The following is a 22,552-nucleotide window of genomic DNA, read 5'->3' as shown; positions in this document are numbered from 1 at the left end:
GACCCGCGCACCATGGGACCGGTGACCACTGCCGAGCCGACACGACACACCGTCCTGGCGGAGACCGACAGCGCGGCGTACCACTCGCTGCGACGACAACCGGTGACGCGCGCCGAGCGGTACGCGCTCGGAAAGAGCCTGCGCAAGCGGGTGCCCCGGCGGTCACTCGCGCAGTGGACCCCGCCCGTCGACAGGCCGGACCCGGTGCGGCTCATCGAGGAGAACCATCGCGGCCGGGTCGATCGGCTCGTTCCCATTCGGGTGGGACGCATGGTCGCCTCGCCCTACGGATTCCTGCGCGGGAGCGCGGTCGTCATGGCCGAGGACGTCGCTCATCTACCGTCGACCGGCATCACGCCGGTGGTGTGCGGTGACTCCCACCTCGGCAACTTCGGGTTCTACGCATCCCCCGAGCGCGATCTGGTCATCGACCTCAACGATTTCGACGAGGCCCACCCCGGCGGATGGGAGTGGGACGTGCGCCGTCTGGTCGCCAGCATCTGGGTGGCCGGCCGCCACAACGGTGCCTCCGAGGACGACTGCGGCCACGCGGTCCGATCGTGCGTCGCGGCCTATCGCAGTGAGGTGCGACGGCTGGCCGACGAGCCCCTGTTCTCGCGGTCATTTACCCGGATCGACGTCGACCGGCTGGCCGGTGAAGCGCACGGGCCGCTGGCCGACGAAGTGCGTCGCTCGGCCAAGCGTGCCCGGCACCGCACCAGCGATCGTGCGCTGCCCCGGTTCACCGAGGAAGTCGACGGGGACCGCCGGATCGTCGAGGAGCCTCCGCTGATCACACGGCTTCCCGCGCGGGAGGCCGACGCACTCGCCGAGGCGCTCGACGCGTACCTGCCGACGCTGTCCTCCCACTGGCGTCGCGTGCTCGGGGGATACACGCTGGTGGACGTCGCCCACAAGGTCGTCGGCGTGGGCAGCGTCGGTCTGCGCGCCTATGTGGCGCTCCTCGAGGGTTCCTCACCCTCCGACGTCGTCTTCCTGCAGCTCAAGCAGGCGCGCCGCTCCGTCCTGGCGCGGTACGTGCACGGGGAGTCGGCGTGGCACGCGCACCAGGGGCAGCGGGTGGTCGAGTACCAGAAGGCCCTGCAGACGGTCAGCGATCCGCTGCTGGGCTGGACGACGGTCGACGGCCTGCAGTTCTACGTCCGCCAGTTCCGCAACATGAAGGGCACGATTCCGTTGGACGCGATGGACGCAGGGGCGCTCATCGACTACACCGCGGTGGTCGGGCAACTGCTCGCCAAAGGGCATGCTCGCACCAGCGGCGCCTCGATGATCGCCGGGTATCTGGGCGGCTCCACGAAGGTGGACAAGGCGTTGTGCGCGTTCGCCCGGCGATACGCCGATCAGACCGAAGCCGACCACGCCGCACTGGTAGCGGCTGTCGACCGCGGTCGGATGCCCGTCGAACGCGGGGTGTGACGACCAGAATCAGCGTCCTGCAACGGGTTTCGATACCCTTTTCGATGCCAGATAGTCCTCCACCGGAATCGGCTCGGTGGCTGCGTAGTCATCGGGCAGCAGTACGTCACCGGCGGTGGTGTTGACGTAGACGCCCCAGCAGTAGAACCCCCGCAGTCCCGCCGGGTCGGCGGCGATCACCGTCGCGTAGTCGGTGATCGCCCGCACGTACTGCCGCGAGTTGTTGTAGCGGTACAGCGCATGGTCGCGGTCGCGCGCGAAGCCGTTGGCGGAGAGGTAGCGGCCGGCGGCCATGATGGCGTCGCGCGGGTCATGGATGTCGCCTCCGGCGCCGTACGCCGCGAACGTCGCCGGCATGAACTGCATCGGGCCCTGGGCACCCGCCGTGCTGACCCCGGCCACCCGCCCGAACGCGGTCTCGACGAAGTTGACGGCGGCGAGCACGTGCCAGTCGACGCCGAAGGCGGCCTCCGCCTCGCGGTAATAGCGCATCAGCTCATGGACGGGCCGCGGCGCCACGAGCCGCCACGCCGGCAGGGTCGCCCTGGGCCGGGCCATGGCTGCGAGCTCACGGCGGGCGTCGATGTTGAGGTCGTAGGCGCCACGCAGCCCGTCGGGCACCCGCGCGCGGGCGATCCCGTCCCATTCGGGACGGCGGGCGAGCAGCCGGTAGGCCGCCTGCTGGCGCCGGGCGGCGGCGACGACGAGCGCGTCCGGCGACGCAGGGTCGCGCAGCGCCCGTTCGTCGGCGACGACCCCGTCGGCGAGACCGACCGGGTCGGTGGCCAACACCCGAGGTGCCGGCGCGGAGACCGGCGGCGGGGAAGGTGCGGTCGCCGCGGGCGGCTCCGTGCCGGCTGAGCAGCCGGACAGCACCGGCACGCCCAGCGCGACGAGCGCCGCTGCGATGCGAACTGCGGTTCTCGTGCTCAGGCCGTACTCCTCTGCTGTGACGTCGCGTCAATCCCGCCCGGCCGCCAGTATCGTCGTCACTGGCGATCGCGCCACAGTATGCGTCGAACGGTTTCCAGCCACGGTGTGGTGGCAATACCGCCGGGATACGGGCTGGGAAATCCGGGCACGAACGCCGCCAACGAGGAGGAGATGCATGTCGGAGTTGGAGGTCACCGACGAGGGCCACGAGTCGGTCGAACCCACCTACGCCGAGCACCTTCATCCGGCGCGGCCTCGCACGCTGCGATTCCGGCCGCGGGTCAAGACGTCGTTCGTGCGCCGCTCTGTCGCTCAGGACGGCCCGGCCAACGGGAACAATCCCGCCTACGTGGAGTGGCTGCGCGCCCAGTCGATGCTGGCCGATGCCAACGAGATCAGCGCCCAGTTCTCCGGCCAGGGGTCGATGTGGCAGAACCCCTTCGCCACACCGAATCCGCGCGGCGCCGTCGACACCGCCTCGGTGTGGTTCACCGCGTACCCGCTGTCGCTGATCACCCGCCCTGACGAATCGTTCCTCAAGGCGATGGCCAGTGAGGACATGTGGAAGGCGTTCGCCGAGATCGGCATCGAGGCCGTCCACACCGGCCCGGTCAAACGGGCGGGCGGCATCTCCGGGTGGCAGTACACCCCGAGCGTCGACGGTCACTTCGACCGGATCGGCACGCAGATCGATCCGGCGTTCGGCACCGAGGACGAGTTCCGCCAGATGTGCGCGACGGCTGCGTGGTACGGCGGCACCATCATCGACGACATCGTCCCCGGCCACACCGGCAAGGGCGCCGACTTCCGGTTGGCCGAGATGAAATACGCGGACTACCCGGGCATCTACCACATGGTCGAGATCGATCCGCGTGACTGGCACGAGTTGCCCGACGTCCCGGCCGGCGCCGACTCCGTCAACATCGACGCGGCCACCGAGGAGTGGCTCGACAAGGCCGGTTACATCATCGGTCGGCTGCAGCGCGTCATCTTCTACGCCGAGGGCGTCAAGGAGACCAACTGGAGCGTCACACGCCCGGTCACCGGAGTCGACGGTGTCGAGCGTCGGTGGGTCTATCTGCACTACTTCAAGGACGGTCAGCCGTCGATCAACTGGCTGGATCCGTCGTTCGCGGGTATGCGGCTGGTCATCGGTGATGCGCTGCATTCCCTGGCCGATCTGGGCACCGGTGCGCTGCGCCTGGACGCCAACGGCTTCCTCGGTGTGGAAAAGGCGGCGGCCGAAGGGTCGTCGGCGTGGTCGGAGGGGCATCCGCTCTCCGAGGCGGCCAACCATCTGATCGCCAGCATGGTGCGCAAGGTCGGCGGGTTCACCTTCCAGGAGCTGAATCTCACGATCGACGACATCCGCCAGATCGGTGAGGCGGGCGCCGACCTGTCCTATGACTTCGTCAACCGCCCGGCCTACCATCACGCCCTGGCCACGGGCGACACCGAATTCCTGCGGCTGACGCTGCGCACCACGCTGGAGCTCGGCGTCGATCCCGCGTCGCTGGTGCACGCGCTGCAGAACCACGACGAGCTCACCTACGAGCTGCTGCACTGGGAGAACGGGCACCGCGACGACGTCTACAGCTTCCGGGGCGCGGAGGCCACCGGCGAGCAGATCGCAGCGAGCGTGCGCAGCGATCTGATCGAGCACCTCACCGGGCCGGACGCACCGTACAACCGGACCTTCACGACCAACGGAATCGCCTGCACCACAGCAACGGTCGTGTGTGCAGCCTTGGGCGTGTCGGACCTCGACGAGATCGACGACATCGATCCCATCCGGCGTGCGCACCTGCTGCTCGCGATGTTCAACGCGTTGCAGCCGGGCGTGTTCGCTCTGTCGGGCTGGGATCTGGTCGGCATGTTGACCCTGCCGGTCTCCCAGGTCGCCGAGCTGGTGGCCGAGGGCGACACCCGGTGGATCAACCGCGGCGCGCACGACCTGATGGGGACCAACCCGAATGCACGACAGTCCTCCGCCGGAATGCCGATGGGCCGCAACCTGTACGGGCCCATCCCGCAGCAGCTCGCCGACGAGACCAGCTTCATCCGGCAATTGCAGGCCATCCTGAAAGTGCGCTCGCACTACGGGATTGCGACCAGCCGTCAGCTCGACATCCCCGAGGTGTCGCACCGCGGCATGCTCGTGCTGGTCCACGAGCTCGACGGCGAGGGACGCTTGCAGCTCACCGTGCTCAATTTCGCTCAGGAGCACATCGCCGGCACCGTGCGGTCCGAGCATCTGCCGCCCGGCGCGGTGGTGTCGGACATGTTCAGCGGCAACGAGATCGCCACCGTGGACGATCTGCACAGCTTCGCGACCGAAATGCCGCCGTTGCACGGGATGTCGCTGCTCGTGGAGGCTCCGGCCGCGCCGGAGTGATCACCTCAGGAATCGTCGGACGTAGCCGCTGAACCGTGCGGCCAGTTCCTGCTCGTCGAGTCCCACCATCGCGCCGGTACACGCCACGCGGCCGAACCGGTTGCGTTGGTGCCCGGCCAGATAGCCGTCGATGGCGGTCCGCGCCTCCTCGGTCAGAGCTTCGCCGGCCAGGGCGTACACCCGCTCGGCGACGCCGCGTTCGTCGGCCATGAACTCGTCGAAGCGGACGTCGGCCGACTCATCCGGACCCACGGTGTCGCGATCGCGCACCAGCGCCTCGAGCAGCTGCTCGAGCCGATCGGCCCAGGAGGACGCGATCGTGCGCACGGGCGGTGCGGCGCTGTACATCCGGGCGGTGTAGGCCACCATCGCCACCATGGAGATCGCCACCGGGACGGGATCGCGGTGCGTGCACACCACCACGGCACCGGGGAAGACGCGCCTCAGCACGGTGAGCTGCTCGAGGTGCTGTGGTGATTTGAGCAGCCAGCGGCGGCCGCCGCGCAGGAACTGCATCGCTTTCAGCTGGGTGCGCAGATACTCGTAGTGCGGTGTCTGGTCGTGGGCGCGGTAGTACTCGCGCCAGGTCGGTACGTGTGCCAGCGTCTCCATCAGCATCGTGGAGAAGTCGTTGGCCAGCAGTTGAATCTCCTCGTGCACGTGCTCGCTCGTCATCTCGTGCATCGCGCGGAAGTGCGGGAGTAGCAGATCCATCATCGACACCGCCAGCTCCATGCGCGCCACCCGCGGGTCGGGCTCCATCCCGGTCTCGGCCGGCAGGGGAAACGGCTCGGCGCTCTCCCAGTAGGGCATCGTGCGGAAGGTGGGGCCGGCGGCGAGCATGTTGTGCAGATGCGTGGTGCCGGTGCGGGGGAGCCCGGCGATGACGACCGGCGGGACGAGTTCGACGTCGTGGATCTCGGGATGGCGGCGCAGCAGATCGGTGAGAAGCAACCGATTGGTCAACCACTGGGACAGCTGGCGGAAGAAGTTCACCCGGCCGCACTCGTGCATGTCGTCGAGGTCGGCCAGGGCGCCGAGGTAGACGTCGAGGCGTTCCCGGTAGTCGTCGGCGCCGAAGTCGTCCAGACCGGTCGCGTCCCGTGCGGCCGCGTGCAGCGCGTCCGAGGTCAGTTCGCAGCCATCTGCGACCGACGCGATCATGTCCCGAACCTGTTGCGCCTCAACGGTGTAGCGCGGTCGCGCCAGGTCGGTGAGCTCGATGACAGCGGGTGTGGTGTGCATCACAGCAAGTTATGTTACTCTGAGTCACGTAATGACGACAGAGCTCGGCCGGCCCCGCGACCGGCGCATCGACGACGCCGTGTTGACGGCCGCTGCCGAGATGATCGCCGAGGTGCCGTACGCCGAACTGTCGGTCGATGCGATCGCCCGGCGGGCCGGGACCAGCAAGCCCGCGATCTACCGGCGCTGGCCGAGCAAAGCGCATCTGGTGCACGAGGCGGTCTTCCCGATCGGGGAGGCGACCCGGATTCCGTCGACGGGATCGCTGCCCGCCGACATCCGCGAGATGGTGCGTCGGGTCGCGGCTCTGCTCACCGCACCCCCGGCCCGGGCCGCCATCCCGGGCCTGATCGCCGAGATGGCTGCGGACCCCACACTGCACGCCGCACTTCTGGCACGGTTCGGCGACGTAATCACCCGTGGACTGGGCGACTTCCTGCGCGCGGCCGTGCAGCGCGGCGAGGCCCGCCCGGACGTTGACGCGGCAGAACTCGCCCAAGCCGTCGCCGGCATCACGATGCTCTCGCTGCTGACCCGCCCCGATGTGCCCGATGACGGCTGGCTGGACCGGACCGCCACCCTGATCACGAGAGGAATCGCCACGTGAGCGCCGAATCCACCACTGCCTGGCGGGAATTGGTCCAGACCCTGGGTGAACTCGACCGCGGGTTCACCGAGGGCGACCGGGCCGTCGCCGACGACCGCCACCTCGCCGACGGCTATCGGATGCTGGCCACCACGCTCGGCGTCGCCTTCGACACGTACCTGTTCGCCGAGCGCAGCAGACCCCAGTTCGTCGAGCTCAACACGCCGTTCCGCCGAGACCGCCGCTGGGGAGGAGACAACACCGACGCCTGGTACCACCTGTGCCCCGTCGACGACCGCCGTCGGTACCGGATCAGTGGCAATCGCGGTGACAGCGTGTACTTTTCGGTCACCGCTTACAACGAGCCATCGCCCGGCAGCTGGTCGGACCGGATCGTCGCCATCGTCAACGATTCCGACCTCGAGGCCGACGGCCGGATGGACGCCGACGGCGACTTCTCCTTCGAGATCGGACCGCTACCTCAGGTGGCGGTGCTCGTCACGAGGGACTATCAGGCCGATCCGCTGACCGGCAGGCCGGTGCGCTGGCACATCGAGGCGCTCGACCCGCCCGACCCGATCCGACACTCAGATGCCGAAACCGCAGCCTCGCTGCGCGCCTGCGCAACGTGGCTGCGCACCATGTTCGCCATCGTTCCGTTGACGGTGGGCACCCGGGTCGACGATGCGCACGCACTCGGCCACGAAACCGGCCAGGTGGCCAATGAATTCGGCGAGCCCTACCAGGTTCCCGACGCGAACTTCGGGTGGTCGGCCCGTGACGCCTGCTATGCGTATGCGAGCTTCGTTCTCGACGACGACGAGGCGCTCGTCGTCACCCATCGCCCGCCGGCGTGCCGCTTCTGGAACCTCGTGGTGTGGAACCAGTTCATGGGCGGCCACATCGTGACCGACGCCCGGGTCTCGATCAACGGCGCGACGGCGGTGCCCAACAGCGACGGTTCGGTCACCGTGGTCATCTCGAAAAGCCAGGCAGCACACCCCAATGCGATCTCCACGGTCGACTATCCGCGTGGCAACCTGGCGTTTCGGTGGTTCCACGCCGACCACGTGCCGACGCGCCCCCACGTCGCGCTGGTGAAACTCTCCGAGGCGCCGACGCAGGTGGGGTGACGCCGTTCAGTCCAGCGGTGCGGTCAGTTCGATGTTGATGTCGTCGGGATCCTGGAAAGACAGGATCGCGATGCCGGCCTCCTCCAGCACCGTGATGGCGCCGTGGGGGATTCCGGCGTCGGCCAGCGCGCTCTGCGCCGCCGCCAGTTCGCCGCGCCCGGCGACGGCGAAGCTGACGTGGTCCAGGCCCGTGTGTTGCGGATCGAACTCGCCGTGGCCGCCGGGCCGCAGGCCGAACAGGGTGCCCTGGGGTGTCTGGTACACGGCCCCGCCGAAGAACCGTTCGGGTGACTGCGCGATACCCGGGTCGTCAGCCATCGATGACGTGTCCACCACCAGCGGCCAGCCGAACACCGTGTCGTAGAACTTCTTGGAGCGGGCGATGTCCTTGACGGTGATGCGGACATGCGCGAACCCGGTGCTGTCGACGAGAGCCATACCGTCCGGCATACCCGTCACGAGAGGGGTCCGATACCGGGGCGGAGCATATTCACCGAATCGTCATCCGCCCCGCCCGAGGAGCGAGAAGAAACCGTGCGACGGATCGTCGTCACCGGGACTGCCGATCGCGGTGTGGCGGGTGATCGGGTGGCGCAGGTCGGTCTGCGAGGGGTCGCTGACCCGGGCCCAGTCGGTGACGATCATCCGATGCGTGAAGCCCCATCGTCCGGAACGCTTTTCGTACGTGTCGAGATAGCGTCCGCCGACGATGACGTCGACGTCGTGGTCGCCGGCCGCGAGGGTGTGGGTGGCCAGCATGTACACCTCGCCTTCGGCAGCGTCTCCGTCGATCGCGAAATTGACCGTCGTGACGTGATGTTGCATCGCTCTCAGGTACGGCCGCGCGGCGGTGATCTGCGCGACGAGATCCGTGGCGGTCCCCGTCGAGAAGCCGCCGTGCTGATCACTCGCACCGGCGTGATAGAGGCTGCGGAGCAGGTCGGCGTCGCCGCGGTCGACGGCGCGGCAGTATCGATGGACCAGTCGCTGCAGGGCGAACTCGTCGAGCATCAGCGTCAGATTCGGATCGGTCATCGACAGTCACCGTATGCGGTCAGTCCTGAACCGCTTTGGCGATCGCGAGATAGCGCGTCACCTCATCCGGTCCGACATCGGCCCGGGTGGCCGCCCGCACCATGCGCACGATCACCCAGGCGCGCGTGCGGTCCTCGTCGAGTCCCGCGACGTCGACCAGCGTCCAGAAGCGTTGCCGGATACCGTCGCGCACTCGCCCGGCGATCTCGTCCCAGCGATGGGTCAGCATCGGCGCCACGTCGTCGTTGCGGTCGCCGTTGACGGGCAGCGGGTCGACGGCCAGCCACGGTGTGCGGTCGGCGGCGCGCACCGTCGCGGTGTGCAGGTTGCCGTGCAGGACCACCTCGGCGCCCTTGCCGTCGGCGAGCAGGTCACGGCCGAGGGCATGCGCCTGCTCGACCAGGCGGCGCGGCACGGTGGGGGAGACCGGTGGCGCGTCATCGAGCCAGCGGCCCAATTCCTGTGTCGCGGAGGGAAGTTGGGGCATCGAGGGCACGTGCAACCGCGTGTACAGGCCGGCCACCACCTCGCAGGCGTCCGTATCGCGCATCGTGTCCAGCGTGGCCGGCCCGGCGCGTTCGGTCAGCACGACGTGGCGGTGCGGATCCGCCCGGAGCAGTCGGACCGCGCCGTCGCCGTTCCACCGGCGTAGCACCAGATGCTCGTGGGCGAATTCCGGTGAGCCGATCTTGAGCAGTGCCGGTACGTCGTCGGCGGTGCGCACCGGCAGTGTCCTCGCATCGGGTCCGTCCTGAGGTGGTCCGTCGGCGCGCAGCTGCCATTCCTCGATCAGGGGCCGAGCCAGGGAATCCCGGTCGAGCACTACGGGGCGGCCGGGGAATGCTTGGCCTGTTGTTCGGCGGCGTGGTCCTCGATCGCCTTGCCGATGGCATGCGCCGCGCGGTCGACGAATTCGCGTCCACTCGCGGTGACCCACTCCTGCGACGAGCGCGGTGGGGTGAGCTGGCCGGTGAAGTGCGGGATCACGTACTGCGCGAACAGCTCATAGCTTTTCAGCTTGGCCGTGGGCGGCGCCCAGTCGTGGTCGAACAGCAGGAATGCCCCGAATCCACCGTCGCTGGCCTCGATCAACTCGTCGATCTTGGCGACCGCGTCATCGGGGGTGCCGATCACTGCGAACCCGGACTCCCGATTGTTGGCGATGATCTCGGCGACGGTGTCGCCCTGCACCGGTCCGGCGGGCAGGATGTGGCTGAAGTAACGCGAGAACTCGGCTATGCCGTACGCGACGTCGCGCTCGGCCTGCTCGCGCGTCTCCGCCAGATGCATGGGTCCGACCAGGCGCCACTTCGACCGGTCCGCGATGTGCCCGTGCTCGAGCGCCACCTCCTCCCACGTCTTCCAGTGCTGGGCGAGCAGATCCATCCCCTGTCGCGCCGTGGCCGCGATCGACAGCATCCCGATGCCGTGCCTGCCCGCTCCGCGCGGGCCGGTGGGGGAGAAGGAAGCGGCGACCGCGACGTCGAAACACGGATCGCTGTAGGGCGCGAGCTGCAGCCGGGCGTCCTGCAACGTGAAGCCGTCGGTGTGCATCGTGACGGTCTCGCCGCGCAGCAGCCGCATGATCGCCTCGAGGCACTGCTCCATCCGGGGCCGCTGTTCGTCGGCCGGGATGCCGAGCATGTGCGCGTCGGAAGTCAGCTGACCCGGCCCGCAGCCGAGCATCACCCGTCCGCGGGTCAGATGGTCGAGCAGCACCATGCGGTCGGCCAGCATCAGCGGGTGGTGGTAGGGCAGCGAGCTGACGCCGGTGCCGAGCTTGATGTGCTTGGTGCGCTCGGCGGCCACGCCGATCATGACCTCCGGCGAGGCGATGATCTCGAATCCCGCCGAATGGTGCTCGCCGATCCATGCCTCGTGAAAGCCCAGCCGGTCCATCGCCACGATCAGATCGAGATCGCGTTCGATCGCGAGCGTCGGATTCTGTCCGGTGGGGTGAAACGGTGCCATGAAGTTCCCGAAGCGCATCGGTTCATTCTGCGGTGTCGTCGGGGTTCCTCGGGCCTAGATGGCGACGCAGTGGGTACTGATTCGTGCGGACCTGCGCGTGAGCGCCCTGAACCGGCCCGGGAAGGACACCCGATGTCATCTGACACCGGCACGGCGAACGACGCCGGCGCCTCGACGACGAAACTGGCCCGCCGGATCACGGGTCCCCTGCTGTTCCTGTTCATCCTCGGCGACGTCCTGGGCGCCGGCATCTACGCGTTGATGGGCGTGCTGTCAGAGGAAGTGGGCGGTGTGTTGTGGGCGCCGCTGGTGATCGCCCTGGTGTTGGCGTTGCTCACGGCCGGGTCCTACGCCGAGCTGGTCACCAAATACCCCCGTGCGGGTGGGGCGGCCGTGTTCGCCGACCGCGCGTTCGGCAAGCCCCTGCTGTCGTTCCTGGTCGGATTCTCGATGCTCGCCGCCGGCGTGACGAGTGCCGCCGGGTTGGCGCTGGCGTTCTCCGGTGACTATCTCGCGACGTTCGTCGACGTCCCCGTCGTACCGGCGGCGCTGGTGTTCCTGCTGTTGGTCGCATGCCTGAACGCGCGGGGGATCTCCGAATCGTTGAAGACCAACGTGGTGATGACCGTCATCGAGCTGTCCGGTCTGTTGATCGTCATCGCGGTGGTGGCGGTGATGCTCGGTCGCGGGCAGGGCGACGTGGGCCGCGTCGTCGAGTTCCCGGATGGGTCCACGCCGGCGCTGGCGATCCTGGGCGGGGCCATCATCGCCTACTACTCCTTCGTGGGGTTCGAGACCTCGGCAAATGTCGTGGAGGAGATCAGGGACCCGAGCCGGGTGTACCCGCGAGCGCTGTTCGGAGCACTGATCACCGCCGGGGTGATGTACGCGCTGGTCGGTGTCGCGAGCGCCATTGCGCTGCCGGCGAGTGAGCTCTCCGAGTCCTCGGGGCCGCTGCTGGCCGTCGTCGCCGCGTCCGGTGTGGGTGTGCCCGACTGGGTGTTCAGCCTCATCGCGTTGATCGCCGTGGCCAATGGCGCCTTGCTGACCATGATCATGTCCAGCCGCCTCACCTACGGAATGGCGGAGCAGGGCCTGTTACCCGCGGTGCTGACCCGGGTGTTGCCGCGCCGCCGCACACCGTGGGTCGCGATCGTCGCGACCACAGCGGTGGCGATGCTGCTCACGCTGGTCGGTGACCTGTCCACGCTGGCCGAGACCGTGGTGTTGCTGCTGCTGTTCGTGTTCCTGTCGACCAACATCGCGGTGCTGGTGCTCCGCCGCGACGAGGTCGCGCACCGGCATTTCCGGGTGTGGACGTTCGTGCCGGTGCTCGGCGTCGCGTCGTGCCTGCTGCTGCTGACCCAACAGAGCGCGCAGGTGTGGCTGTTCGCCGGGGTCCTTCTGGTCGTCGGCGTCGTCCTCTACGTCATCGCCCGCGGGGTCACGCGGCGACAGGTGTTGCGGGACGGCCACATCGGGCCAGAAAGCTGACCTGAGGCAAGCCCGATGGAATAATGGCGCAATGCCGGAACCCGCCTCCGCTCCCGAGCTGCAATCAGCCGGGCAACGGTCGTCGACGAGCCAGCTGCCGGCCGGTGGTTTCCGCTTCTGGTTCGTCGGGCAACGCTGGGAGTGGTCCGACGAGGTCGCGCGCATGCACGGATACGAACCCGGCGCCGTCGAGCCGAGCACCGAACTGCTGCTCTCCCACAAACACCCGGACGATCGTCGGCACGTTCAGGAAGTCCTCGACCACGCGTTGCACCATGGCGGCTCCTTCAACAGCAAGCATCGCTTCGTCGACACCGGCGGCGTGGAGCACAACGTCATCGTGATCGCCGATCGGATGTACGACGACGAGGGCGCGGTGGTGGGCACCGAGGGCTATTACGTCGATCTGACCGAAACCCTCGACAGGGAACGCCGGGCCGCGCTCGACGAGTCGCTGCCCGACCTCTTCGAAGCTAGGGCCGCGATCGAACAGGCGAAGGGCGCGTTGATGCTGACCTACGGCGTCGACGCAGATCAGGCGTTCAAGCTGCTGATGTGGCGGTCGCAGCAGACCAACACCAAGCTGCGGGCCCTTGCGGCGCAGCTGGTGTCCGAGCTGAGTGCGGTGACGGTCGACGACGCAGGGTTGCGCCGCCGGGTCGACCATTTGTTGCTCACGGTGCACGAGCGCGTCGGCCAGAACGCCGAGCGCCGATGATCAGGACACGGTTGACGATGGTTGACGATGGCGGAGCGGTGACAGTGGATACGAGGATGCGTGGGGCAGCTGGACGTCGAACATGATGTTGACAGTGGCGCAGCGGTGGTGTGCGTCCGCGGCGAGATCGATTCGAACTCGGTCGAGGTGCTCGCCGAAGCGCTCGACAGCGGGTTGTCCGCCGCCTCCAGGGCACCGGCGAGGGCGTTGATCATCGAGTTGACGCGGGTGACCTACTTCGGCAGCGCAGGACTCAACGCAGTCCTGAGCTGCTTCGAACGGGGTCGCGACGCACGGATCGCGGTTCGCGTGGTCGCCGACAACCCGGAGGTGATCCGGCCGATCGAGGTGACGAAGCTGGACACGGTGCTGCGGCCCTATCCCACCGTCGCGGCAGCCGCTGCGGACGCCGGTCCATTGTGACGGCCTCAGGTTTCTTCAGCGAGGGCGGCGAAGTCGGCCGCGATCTGGCGCGCGTGGAATGGTCTGCCACTCCGCTCGGCGACCCGGCGGGATGGGCGCAGAGCCTGCAGACCGCGGTCAGCATCCTGCTGTCGTCGCGGTTCTCGATGTGGATGGCGTGGGGTCCGCAGCTGACCTTCTTCTGCAACGAGGCGTATCGCCGAGACACGTTGGGCCGCAAGTATCCCTGGGCTCTCGGCCGGCCGGCGCGCGAGGTGTGGGCGGAGATCTGGGACGACGTGTCCGGACGGATCGAGCACGTGATGTCCACCGGAGACGCCACGTGGGACGCCGCGCTGTTGCTGTTCCTCGAACGGTCCGGCTATCTGGAAGAGTCCTACCACACGTTCTCCTACAGCCCGCTGCGCGACGATGCGGGCACCGTGGTCGGGATGCTCTGTGTCGTCAGCGAGGACACCGAGCAGGTCATCGGCGAACGCCGGATGGCCACGCTGCGTGAGCTCGGGTCCGACCCCAGCGTGGCCCGCACCGAAACCGAGATCCTCGCGTTCGCCGACCGGCAGTTGGGTCACAACCTGCGCGACCTCCCCTTCACGCTGACGTATCTCTTCGACGCCGACGGGACGGCGCACCTGGCGGGCATGAGCGGGATCGGAGTGGATCATCCCGCCGCGCCGGCCGTCATCGAGCCGGACGGCGGGATCTGGCCGGCCGCGCCGACCGCGGCCGGCGAGACGGTCGTCGTCGATCTCGCCGAGTTCCCGCCGATGCCGACCGGAGAGTGGCGAGATCCCCCCACCCAGGCGATGGTCACCCCGTTGCTGCAGCAGGGTGGCGGCGCGCCAGTCGGGTTCCTGGTTGCGGGCCTCAACCGCTATCGACCGCTCGACGAGAGCTACCGTGGCTTCGTCACGCTGGTGGCCGGCCACCTCGCCGCGGGCGTCAGCCTGGCCCGCAGCTACCGGGCGCAACAGCGCAGGGCCGAGGAGCTCGCCGATCTCGACCGGGCGAAGACCACGTTCTTCTCCAACATCAGCCACGAGTTCCGCACACCCCTGACCCTGATCCTCGATCCCGTCGCCGAACTACGGCGCCGCGCGGATGTCGACACCTCCACCCGCGAGGAGCTCGACGTGGTGTGGCGCAACGGTTTACGGCTGACCAAGCTGGTGAACACGCTGCTGGATTTCTCACGCATCGAAGCGGGCCGGGCGCAGGCCACCTATGTGCCCGTCGACATCGGTGCGGCGACCGCCGAGTTGGCGAGCGTGTTCCGGTCCGCGGTCGAACGTGCCGGGCTGACCTACACCGTGGACTGCGCGACGCTCGACGAACCGGTCTATCTCGACATGGACATGTGGGAGAAGATCGTCTTCAACCTGCTGTCGAACGCCGTGAAATTCACGTTCCAGGGCGCGATCTCGATCACCGTCCGCCGCGACGGCGGCCGGGCGTTGATCACCGTGTCGGACACGGGAACCGGGGTGCCCGCCGATGAGCTCCCGCGTCTGTTCGAGCGGTTCCACCGCATCGCGAATGTCGCCGCCCGTTCGCACGAGGGCAGCGGTATCGGGTTGGCTCTGGTCAAAGAACTCGTCGAATTGCACGGCGGCACCATCGATGTGGACAGCACTCAGGGCGTGGGCACCACCTTCCGCATCCGGGTGCCCTTCGGGACCGATCATCTGCCCGCGGATGCGATCGCAGCGGCGTCGGTCCGTCGACTGGGTGCCTCGGCGGACGCCTACGTCGAAGAGGCGATGCGCTGGGAGGTCGGCACCGCAACCCGCACCGATACCGCAGATGACTTTCGTTCCGCCGCAACGACATCCGATCCGGGCGGCGCGGGCGCAGTGATTCCCGGTGGCCCGGTCCGGGTGCTGGTCGCCGACGACAACGCCGACATGCGGGACTATCTGACCCGCCTGCTGCGCTCCGACGGCTACCAGGTCGACACGGTCACCGATGGTGTGCGCGCATTGGAGTCGGTGCGCGCCGACCCTCCGGAAATGGTGATCAGCGATGTGATGATGCCGGGGCTCGACGGTCTCGCCCTGGTGTCGGCGTTGCGTGCCGACCGGCGGACCGCCGCGGTGCCGGTGTTGCTGTTGTCCGCCCGGGCCGGGCAGGAGGCGTCGATCAGCGGCCTGCAGGCCGGCGCGGACGACTACATGGTCAAGCCGTTCGCCGCGGCCGAATTGCTGGCACGGGTGCGCGCCAACGTCGAACTCGCCCGCCTTCGTGACCACCACGCGCGGTGGCGTACCGCGCTCGTCGATTCCCTGCAGGAAGCGTTCTTCGTGTGCGACGAAGACGGCGCGGTCATCGAGATCAACGGTGCATTCACCGACATCCTCGGATACGACGCCTCAGGGTTGCCGTACCCACCGATGCATCCCTGGTGGCCTGCAGCCGACACCGATGCCGATGCTCATCGCGAGGTCGTGCAGGCGTTCGACAGCCTGATGGGCCGACCGCACGGAACCATCAACGAGGTGCCCGTCACCCATCGCGACGGGCATCGGCTCTGGGTGACCGCCACGTTCACGCATTCAGAAGATCCCGACAGCGGCCGCAAGGTGGTGGTCGGCACGATGCGCGACGTCACCGCCGAGCACTACGTGGTGCAGCGCGAGTCGGCCCTCGCATCGCTCAGTGATGCTCTGGCGCAGGCGGACACGCTCGACGACGCAGTACGCTCCGCCGCCGAGCAACTGCGGGTGGTCTGGCACGCCAGAAGAGTGGTTGCGGCAACCCTGCCCTCGGGGGAAACCGAATCACGGTCGGGCGCCCCTCATGTCGTCTGCGCAGGGGACAGTGTCGCGAGCTGGGACGCGTTGTCGGAACAGACCCGCAACGCGATCACCGCACTTCGCGATGGCGACCTGCTCGATCCGGTGACCTCGGTGCCGGGATCGGCCGGTGTGGCTCTGCAACACCCGCGCGGCGAGCTGGTCATCTACATCGAGCTCTTCGAGAAGAGGCGATTCACCGCCGAGGACCACACGCTGCTCACGGTGCTCGCGGGCCGGCTCGGTCAGGGTCTGCAACGGGTGCATCAGATCGACCAGCAGCGCGAGACCGCGCTGGCGCTGCAGCACGCGATCCTCGGACCCGCCCTGTCGACGGGCTTCGCCGTGCGCTATCAGCCCGCCACTCGACCGCTGCAGGTCGGCGGGGACTGGTACGACGTCGTCGACCTCGACGACGGCCGGATCGGGTTGATCGTCGGTGACTGCGTCGGGCACGGATTGGCCGCTGCCACCGTGATGGGGCAGTTACGCAGCGCGTGCCGCGCGCTGCTGCTCGAGCATCCGAGTCCGGCCGCGACGCTTTCGGCGCTGGACCGCTTCGCCGCTCGCCTCCCCGGGGCGCGCTGCACCACCGCCTTCTGCGCGGTGCTCACCCCCGCCACCGGGGCACTCACCTATTCCTGCGCCGGGCATCCGCCGCCCATCCTCGTGCTCGCGGACCAGGAGACGCAGTTACTCGACGAGGCACGCTCCACACCGCTGGCTGTCAGGTACTCGGAGTCGCGGCCCGAAACAAGTGTCACGATGCCGCCGCGCGCCACCCTGCTGCTCTACACCGACGGCCTCGTGGAGCGGCGCCGTGAGTCGATCGACGACGGTATCGCCCGAGCCACCGGCGTGGTCGGCGCCCATCGCGGGACCGCACTGGACGAACTGGCCGACGTGATCATGGCCGGGCTCGCGCCCGTCAAGGGTTATGACGACGACGTGGCGCTGCTGCTCTATCGGCAGCCCGCGCCACTGGAGCTGGACATCGTCGCAGACGTGGCGGAATTGGCGCCCAGCCGCGCGGCCCTGCGGACCTGGCTGGGCAGCGCCGGTGTCAGTCAGGAACAGACGCTCGATGTGCTGATCGCGGTCGGCGAAGCGATGGCCAACGCGATAGAGCACGGGCATCGGGACCACCCCGGCGGAACGGTCAGCCTGCACGCCAGCGCGTTCGCCGATCATCTGCAGGTGACCATCCGTGACACCGGCCGCTGGAAACCGCCGGCCGAGACCCCCGCGATCCATCGGGGACGCGGTCTGGGGCTGATGCGGGCCCTGATGCAGGATGTCTCCATCGACCCCCAGCTCACCGGGACCACGGTGCACATGCAGACGAGGATCGGATGATGGCGACGCCGCTGCAGGTGCGCACCGACCGCCGCGATGACGGCACGACGGTGGTGACGGCGGCCGGTGAACTCGATCTGAGCAATGTCGCCGAGTTCTCCGAGGCCCTCGGGACCGCGGTGCGTGCGGGCCGAGACGGCACCCCGGTGCGCGTCGACCTGACCAGGATCGAATACCTGGACAGCGGCGCCATCAACGTGCTCTTCGACCACGCCGATGCCATCGACGTGCTTGTCAACCCCATCCTGATGTCCGTGCTGACGGTCAGCGGCCTGGACAAGGTCACGAAGGTGGCGGCGGGGCCCCCGCAGTGAGTCAGGTGTCGGTCTGACGGCGGGCCCGGGCGCGTCGCTTCCCTTCGTGCATCGCGGCCACCCGGGCGACCGGAATCGTCCGCCCCTGCGCGATCAGATCGTCGGGCAGCCGTTGAGCTGCCGGCATCTCTTCTGCCCACGGATCCCGGCCGCCCAGGCGCTGCACCGCCGTGGTGATCGTGAAGTCCGTGGGGTGCACGCGGTCCAGCTCCGACCACGCGACCGGAAACGACACCGGCGTCCCGGGCCGTAACCGGGGGCTGTAGGCCGCGGCCACAGTGGCGCCGCCGGAGCGGGTGGCATCGATGAACACCTTGCCGGCCCGATCGGAGACGATGAACGCCGTGGTCGCGATCGACGGATCGAGCGCCTCGGCCCGAGCCGCGAGTGCGCGCGTCGCCGCGGCCACGTCCTCACCCGGGGTCTGCAGCCCACCGAGATCGAGCGGGACGAAGACGTGTACACCCCGCGAACCGCTGGTCTTCACCGCACCCGACAACCCGGCGTCCGCCAGCGCCCGGCGCACCAACGTCGCGGCCGAAACGACCACCGCGAAATCCGCGCCGTCCGGCGGGTCGAGGTCGAGGATCAGATGGGTCGGCCGGTGGACGTCGGCGGCCAAGCCCAACGCCGGGTGGTATTCGATCGCCCGCTGATTGGCCAACCACATCAACGTGCGACGGTCGTTGCAGAGCGGGTAGCGGATGTCGCGGTGCGAAGCCTCGGCCCACATCTGCACGCTCGGCACCCACTCCGGCGTGTACGCCGGCAGGTTCTTCTGCATGAACGGGGCGCGGCCGCGCAGCGCGCGCAGGACGGTCAGGGGGCGGTCGGTCAACACCGGGAGCATCCGGTCGGCGATGGCATCCAGGTAGTCGACGAGGTCGCGCTTCGTCGCTCCGGCGTCGTCGGCGAGGGGCGCCTCGAGGTTGGTCAGTTCCACCCCGGCACGCTGCTCGGGAGACATCACGACAGCCTACGGAGCAAACGCAACAATGACATTCCCGGACATTCCGGGACATCGCTGAGATTCGAGGACAGTCGGTCGAAGGCACTGTGGCGAACCGGTAACGTCTGCCCGGATCGACAGCGAATGATTTGATGAGCTAGTTGTATGTATCTTCGGCGCGCCGGGTGATGCGCGGGCGGCTCCACGACGTAGGTCCGGAACGGGCCGGGAACGGGCCGGGGAAATGGCGAGGTCGCACTTGATGGGGACGATGCACGATGGCGAATGAGCACAGGGGGGTGGCGCGCGTCATCCGCGCCCTCGCGGTGCCCATTCTGCTCGGCTGGCTCGCGCTCACGGTCGCGACGAACGTGCTCCTGCCGTCGCTGGAGAAGGTCGGCGAGGACCGCACCGTGGGGCTGGCCGCCAAGGACGGTCCCGCCTACATCTCGATGAAGCAGATCGGGGAGAACTTCGAGGAGTTCGACTCCGACAGCACCGCGATGATCGTGCTCGAGGGGGATCATCCGCTCGGCGACGAAGCGCACCGCTACTACGACACCCTGGTCGACAAACTCGAGGCCGACACAGCCCACGTCCAGCACGTGGCCGACTTCTGGGGCGATCCGCTGACCGCTGCCGGCGCGCAGAGCGCGGACGGCAAAGCCGCCTACGTGCAGATCAACCTGCACGGGAACCAGGGCGAACCGCTGGCCAACGAGTCCGTCGCCGCGGTGCGCGAACTCATCGACTCCACACCCGCACCACCGGGTATGACGACCTACCTCACCGGACCGGCGCCACTGATCGCCGACCAGGCGCACGCCGGCGACCGGAGCATCTTCCGGGTCACGCTGATCACCATCGGCGTCATCGCGGTCATGCTCCTGCTGGTCTACCGATCCGTCGTCACCATGCTGCTGATCTTGTTCATGGTGTTCATCGAGCTCGGCGCGGCCCGCGGCATCGTGGCGTTCCTGGCGATCAACAACGTCATCGGGCTGTCCACCTTCGCGGTGAACCTCCTCGTACTGATGGTCATCGCAGCGGGGACGGACTACGCGATCTTCGCCATCGGGCGCTATCAGGAAGCGCTCGGCGCCGGCCAGGACCGGGTGTCGGCGTTCTACACCATGTTCAGCGGCACCGCCCACGTCATCCTCGGCTCGGGGTTGACGATCGCGGGAGCCATGTCGTGCCTGAGCTTCACCCGGCTGCCGTACTTCAATTCGCTCGGTGTGCCGTGCGCAGTCGGCACCCTGGTGGCCGTGCTGGCGGCGATGACGCTCGGGCCCGCCGTGGTGGTGGTGGCGAGCCGCTTCGGAGCATTCGCCCCCAAGCGTGCGATCAGCTCCCGCGGCTGGCGTCGGGTCGGCGTGATGGTGGTCCGCTGGCCCGGACCGGTGCTGGCCGGGACTCTGGCGCTCGCGCTGGTCGGACTCGTGACGCTGCCGGGCTACAAGACCAACTACGACGCCCGCAACTACCTGCCCGCCGACATCCCGGCGAACATCGGGTACGCCGCGGCCGATCGCCACTTCGGCACAGCGCGGATGAACCCCGAACTGCTGATGGTGCAGAGCGACCACGACCTGCGCAACCCGGCCGATTTCCTCGTCATCGACAAGATCGCCAAGGCGCTGTTCCGAGTGCCCGGTGTCGCGCGCGTGCAGACGATCACCCGCCCCGACGGGAAGCCGATCAAGCACAGCACGATCCCGTTCCAGATGAGCGTGCAGGGCACCCTGAGCCAGCTGAACCAGAAGTATCAGCAGGACCGGATGGCCGACATGCTCACCCAGGCCGACGCGATACAGAAGACCATCGACACGATGCAGAAGATGTACAGCATCACCCAGCAGATGCGCGACACCACCCATCGCATGGTCGAGAAGACGAAGGACACTGCCGTCGACGTCGCCACCCTGCGCGACAACATCGCCAACTTCGACGACTTCATCCGTCCGCTGCGCAGCTACTTCTACTGGGAACCGCACTGCTACAACATCCCGGTGTGTTGGGCGATCCGGTCGGTGTTCGACACCCTCGACGGCATCAACACGATGAGCGACGACATCGCCGCGATCGTTCCCGACCTGGAGCGCCTCGACACGCTGATGCCGCAACTGGTCGAGTTGCTGCCCTCGCAGATCGAGACCATGCGGTCGATGAAGTCGATGATGCTGACGATGTACCAGTCGCAGAAGGGCATGCAGGACCAGATGGCGGCGCAGCAGGAGAACGCGTCGGCCATGGGGGAGGCCTTCGACGACTCCCGCAACGACGATTCGTTCTACTTGCCCCCAGAGGTCTTCGCCAACAAGGACTTCCAGCGCGGCATCCAGCAGTTCATCTCGCCCGACGGCAAGTCGGTGCGCTTCATCATCAGCCACGAGGGCGATCCGGCGACCATCGAGGGTCTCGACAAGGTGGACCCGATCAAGACGGCGGCCAAGGAAGCGATCAAGGGCACGCCACTGGAGGGCTCGAAGGTCTTCCTCGCCGGGACCGCGGCCACCTACAAGGACATGAAGGACGGCTCACAATACGACCTGCTGATCGCGGGAATCGCCGCCGTCACGTTGATCTTCGTCATCATGCTGATCATCACGCGCGCCGTGATCGCCGCGGCGGTGATCGTCGGCACCGTCCTGCTGTCCCTCGGAGCGTCCTTCGGTCTGTCCATCCTTTTGTGGCAACACCTGATCGGCCTGGAACTGCACTGGATGGTGCTGCCGATGTCGGTGATCCTGCTGCTCGCCGTCGGTTCGGACTACAACCTGCTGATCGTTTCGCGGTTCAAGGAGGAGCGTGAGGGCGGTCTGAAGACCGGCATCATCCGTGCGATGGCAGGCACCGGGTCTGTGGTCACCTCGGCGGGGCTGGTGTTCGCGTTCACCATGGCCTCGTTCGCCTTCAGCGATCTGGCGGTGATGGCTCAGGTCGGCACGACGATCGCGCTGGGCCTGCTGTTCGACACGCTGATCGTGCGATCGTTCATGACGCCGGCGATGGCGACGATGCTGGGCCGGTGGTTCTGGTGGCCGCAGCACGTGAGCAGTCCCGCGTCGCGACGCAGACTGGCCGCCATCAGGCAGTAGCGGCGAGCGCTCCGATCGGCGTGCTGTCCAGGTGCGCCAACAGGTCGGCGGTGTCCTCGAAGACGGCTGCCGCACCTGCATCCGACAATTCGCCTCTCGACACGCCACCGGTGAGGACGCCCAGCGAGGTCAGGTCCACCCGGCGGGCGGCTTCGCAATCCCAGATCGCGTCGCCGACGAACACCGCCTCGGCGGTGGAGACGCCGGCCCGGCTCAGCGCCACCTCGACGATGTCGGGCTGCGGTTTGGCCGTGTCGACGTCCTCGGACGAGGTGACTTCGGACACCACATCGTCGCAGTCCAGAACCTCACGCAGCGTGCGTAATTCGTCCTCGGGCGCCGATGTCGCCAGCACCACCTGCAAGCCCAGGTCGGCGACTCGGCGCAGCAGATCCCGCGCACCGGGCAGCGGAGTCAGCAGATGGGCGCTCTCCTTGTAGAACTCGCTGTGCCGATCCTTGAGCTGATCGAGCTGCCCCTGGCCGGCCCCGTCGCCGGCCAGGGTCTTCACCAACGTCGTGCCGTCCATGCCGATGCACCGGTGAATGCGCCACGCCTCGACGTTCACTTTTTCGGCCTCGAATGCGCGGACCCAGGCGTAGATGTGCAGATAGTTCGAATCCACCAGGGTGCCATCGACATCGAACAGGACAGCAGGCTGTGACAT

At 68.0% G+C, this 22,552-nt stretch carries 18 protein-coding genes; 10 read left to right on the top strand and 8 right to left on the bottom strand.

The window, feature by feature from the left end:
* Positions 1-21 precede the first annotated feature (21 nt).
* Entirely contained in the window at positions 22-1,440 is a 1,419-nt protein-coding gene (locus MHN84_RS00550; protein ID WP_241202693.1) for a DUF2252 family protein, read from the top strand.
* 9 nt (positions 1,441-1,449) lie between these two features.
* Here the strand turns inward: MHN84_RS00550 and MHN84_RS00545 are convergent, their stop codons facing one another.
* Entirely contained in the window at positions 1,450-2,322 is an 873-nt protein-coding gene (locus tag MHN84_RS00545) for a lytic murein transglycosylase (protein WP_241202692.1), read from the bottom strand.
* Between the two features lie 226 nt (positions 2,323-2,548).
* Here MHN84_RS00545 and treS point away from each other — a divergent pair, with 226 nt between their 5' ends.
* Positions 2,549-4,768 carry a maltose alpha-D-glucosyltransferase gene (gene treS, locus MHN84_RS00540; protein WP_241202691.1) on the top strand — a complete coding sequence of 740 codons (2,220 nt, stop codon included), beginning with the start codon at positions 2,549-2,551 and terminating at the stop codon, positions 4,766-4,768.
* On the opposite strand, the gene MHN84_RS00535 is transcribed toward treS, so the two are convergent.
* Positions 4,769-6,013, bottom strand: a complete 1,245-nt coding sequence (locus MHN84_RS00535; RefSeq protein ID WP_241202690.1) for a sulfotransferase — start codon at positions 6,011-6,013, stop codon at positions 4,769-4,771. It lies immediately after the preceding gene.
* Positions 6,014-6,044: 31 nt separating this feature from the next.
* On the opposite strand from MHN84_RS00535, the gene MHN84_RS00530 reads away from it, so the two are divergent.
* Positions 6,045-6,620, top strand: a complete 576-nt coding sequence (locus MHN84_RS00530) for a TetR/AcrR family transcriptional regulator (protein WP_241202689.1) — start codon at positions 6,045-6,047, stop codon at positions 6,618-6,620.
* Complete coding sequence (locus tag MHN84_RS00525; protein WP_241202688.1) at positions 6,617-7,732, top strand: DUF1214 domain-containing protein; 1,116 nt, start codon at positions 6,617-6,619, stop codon at positions 7,730-7,732. The genes MHN84_RS00530 and MHN84_RS00525 overlap by 4 nt, the downstream gene beginning before the upstream one ends.
* A 6-nt stretch (positions 7,733-7,738) precedes the next feature.
* On the opposite strand, the gene MHN84_RS00520 is transcribed toward MHN84_RS00525, so the two are convergent.
* The 4 genes from MHN84_RS00520 to MHN84_RS00505 form a co-directional block, all read right to left on the bottom strand.
* Positions 7,739-8,170 (bottom strand): VOC family protein, encoded by a 432-nt coding sequence (locus tag MHN84_RS00520; protein WP_241202687.1) that lies wholly within the window; start codon positions 8,168-8,170, stop codon positions 7,739-7,741.
* Between the two features lie 63 nt (positions 8,171-8,233).
* Positions 8,234-8,773 (bottom strand): nuclear transport factor 2 family protein, encoded by a 540-nt coding sequence (locus MHN84_RS00515; RefSeq protein ID WP_374238300.1) that lies wholly within the window; start codon positions 8,771-8,773, stop codon positions 8,234-8,236.
* 13 nt (positions 8,774-8,786) lie between these two features.
* Positions 8,787-9,590, bottom strand: a complete 804-nt coding sequence (locus MHN84_RS00510) for an aminoglycoside phosphotransferase family protein (RefSeq protein ID WP_241202685.1) — start codon at positions 9,588-9,590, stop codon at positions 8,787-8,789.
* Positions 9,590-10,756 (bottom strand): LLM class flavin-dependent oxidoreductase, encoded by a 1,167-nt coding sequence (locus tag MHN84_RS00505; RefSeq protein ID WP_241202684.1) that lies wholly within the window; start codon positions 10,754-10,756, stop codon positions 9,590-9,592. Before MHN84_RS00505 ends, MHN84_RS00510 begins: the two co-directional genes overlap by 1 nt.
* A gap of 114 nt (positions 10,757-10,870) precedes the next feature.
* Between MHN84_RS00505 and MHN84_RS00500 the strand changes: the two genes are divergently transcribed.
* The 5 genes from MHN84_RS00500 to MHN84_RS00480 are packed head-to-tail and all read left to right on the top strand — an operon-like array spanning position 10,871 to position 17,835.
* A complete protein-coding gene (locus MHN84_RS00500) occupies positions 10,871-12,232 on the top strand; it encodes an APC family permease (protein ID WP_241202683.1) in 1,362 nt (453 codons plus the stop codon).
* A 31-nt stretch (positions 12,233-12,263) separates the two neighbouring features.
* Positions 12,264-12,950 carry a PAS and ANTAR domain-containing protein gene (locus MHN84_RS00495; RefSeq protein WP_241202682.1) on the top strand — a complete coding sequence of 229 codons (687 nt, stop codon included), beginning with the start codon at positions 12,264-12,266 and terminating at the stop codon, positions 12,948-12,950.
* A gap of 60 nt (positions 12,951-13,010) precedes the next feature.
* Positions 13,011-13,373 carry an STAS domain-containing protein gene (locus MHN84_RS00490; protein WP_241202681.1) on the top strand — a complete coding sequence of 121 codons (363 nt, stop codon included), beginning with the start codon at positions 13,011-13,013 and terminating at the stop codon, positions 13,371-13,373.
* Positions 13,367-17,521, top strand: coding sequence for a SpoIIE family protein phosphatase (locus tag MHN84_RS00485; RefSeq protein ID WP_374238299.1), 4,155 nt, complete (start codon positions 13,367-13,369; stop codon positions 17,519-17,521). The genes MHN84_RS00490 and MHN84_RS00485 overlap by 7 nt, the downstream gene beginning before the upstream one ends.
* Positions 17,521-17,835, top strand: coding sequence for an STAS domain-containing protein (locus MHN84_RS00480; RefSeq protein ID WP_241202679.1), 315 nt, complete (start codon positions 17,521-17,523; stop codon positions 17,833-17,835). The genes MHN84_RS00485 and MHN84_RS00480 overlap by 1 nt, the downstream gene beginning before the upstream one ends.
* Position 17,836: 1 nt before the next feature.
* Here the strand turns inward: MHN84_RS00480 and MHN84_RS00475 are convergent, their stop codons facing one another.
* A complete protein-coding gene (locus tag MHN84_RS00475) occupies positions 17,837-18,802 on the bottom strand; it encodes an ATP-dependent DNA ligase (RefSeq protein ID WP_255729725.1) in 966 nt (321 codons plus the stop codon).
* Between the two features lie 260 nt (positions 18,803-19,062).
* Between MHN84_RS00475 and MHN84_RS00470 the strand changes: the two genes are divergently transcribed.
* Positions 19,063-21,885: an RND family transporter gene (locus MHN84_RS00470; protein WP_241202677.1), complete on the top strand. Its 2,823-nt coding sequence runs from the start codon at positions 19,063-19,065 to the stop codon at positions 21,883-21,885.
* On the opposite strand, the gene MHN84_RS00465 is transcribed toward MHN84_RS00470, so the two are convergent.
* Positions 21,875-22,552 (bottom strand): HAD family hydrolase, encoded by a 678-nt coding sequence (locus tag MHN84_RS00465; RefSeq protein ID WP_241202676.1) that lies wholly within the window; start codon positions 22,550-22,552, stop codon positions 21,875-21,877. The genes MHN84_RS00470 and MHN84_RS00465 overlap by 11 nt on opposite strands.

The sequence above is a fragment of the Mycobacterium sp. PSTR-4-N genome, from assembly GCF_022348085.1.
Classification (GTDB): domain Bacteria; phylum Actinomycetota; class Actinomycetes; order Mycobacteriales; family Mycobacteriaceae; genus Mycobacterium.
The sequence above is the reverse complement of the archived record's forward strand: the minus strand, read 5'-3'. Positions and strand labels throughout refer to the sequence as shown.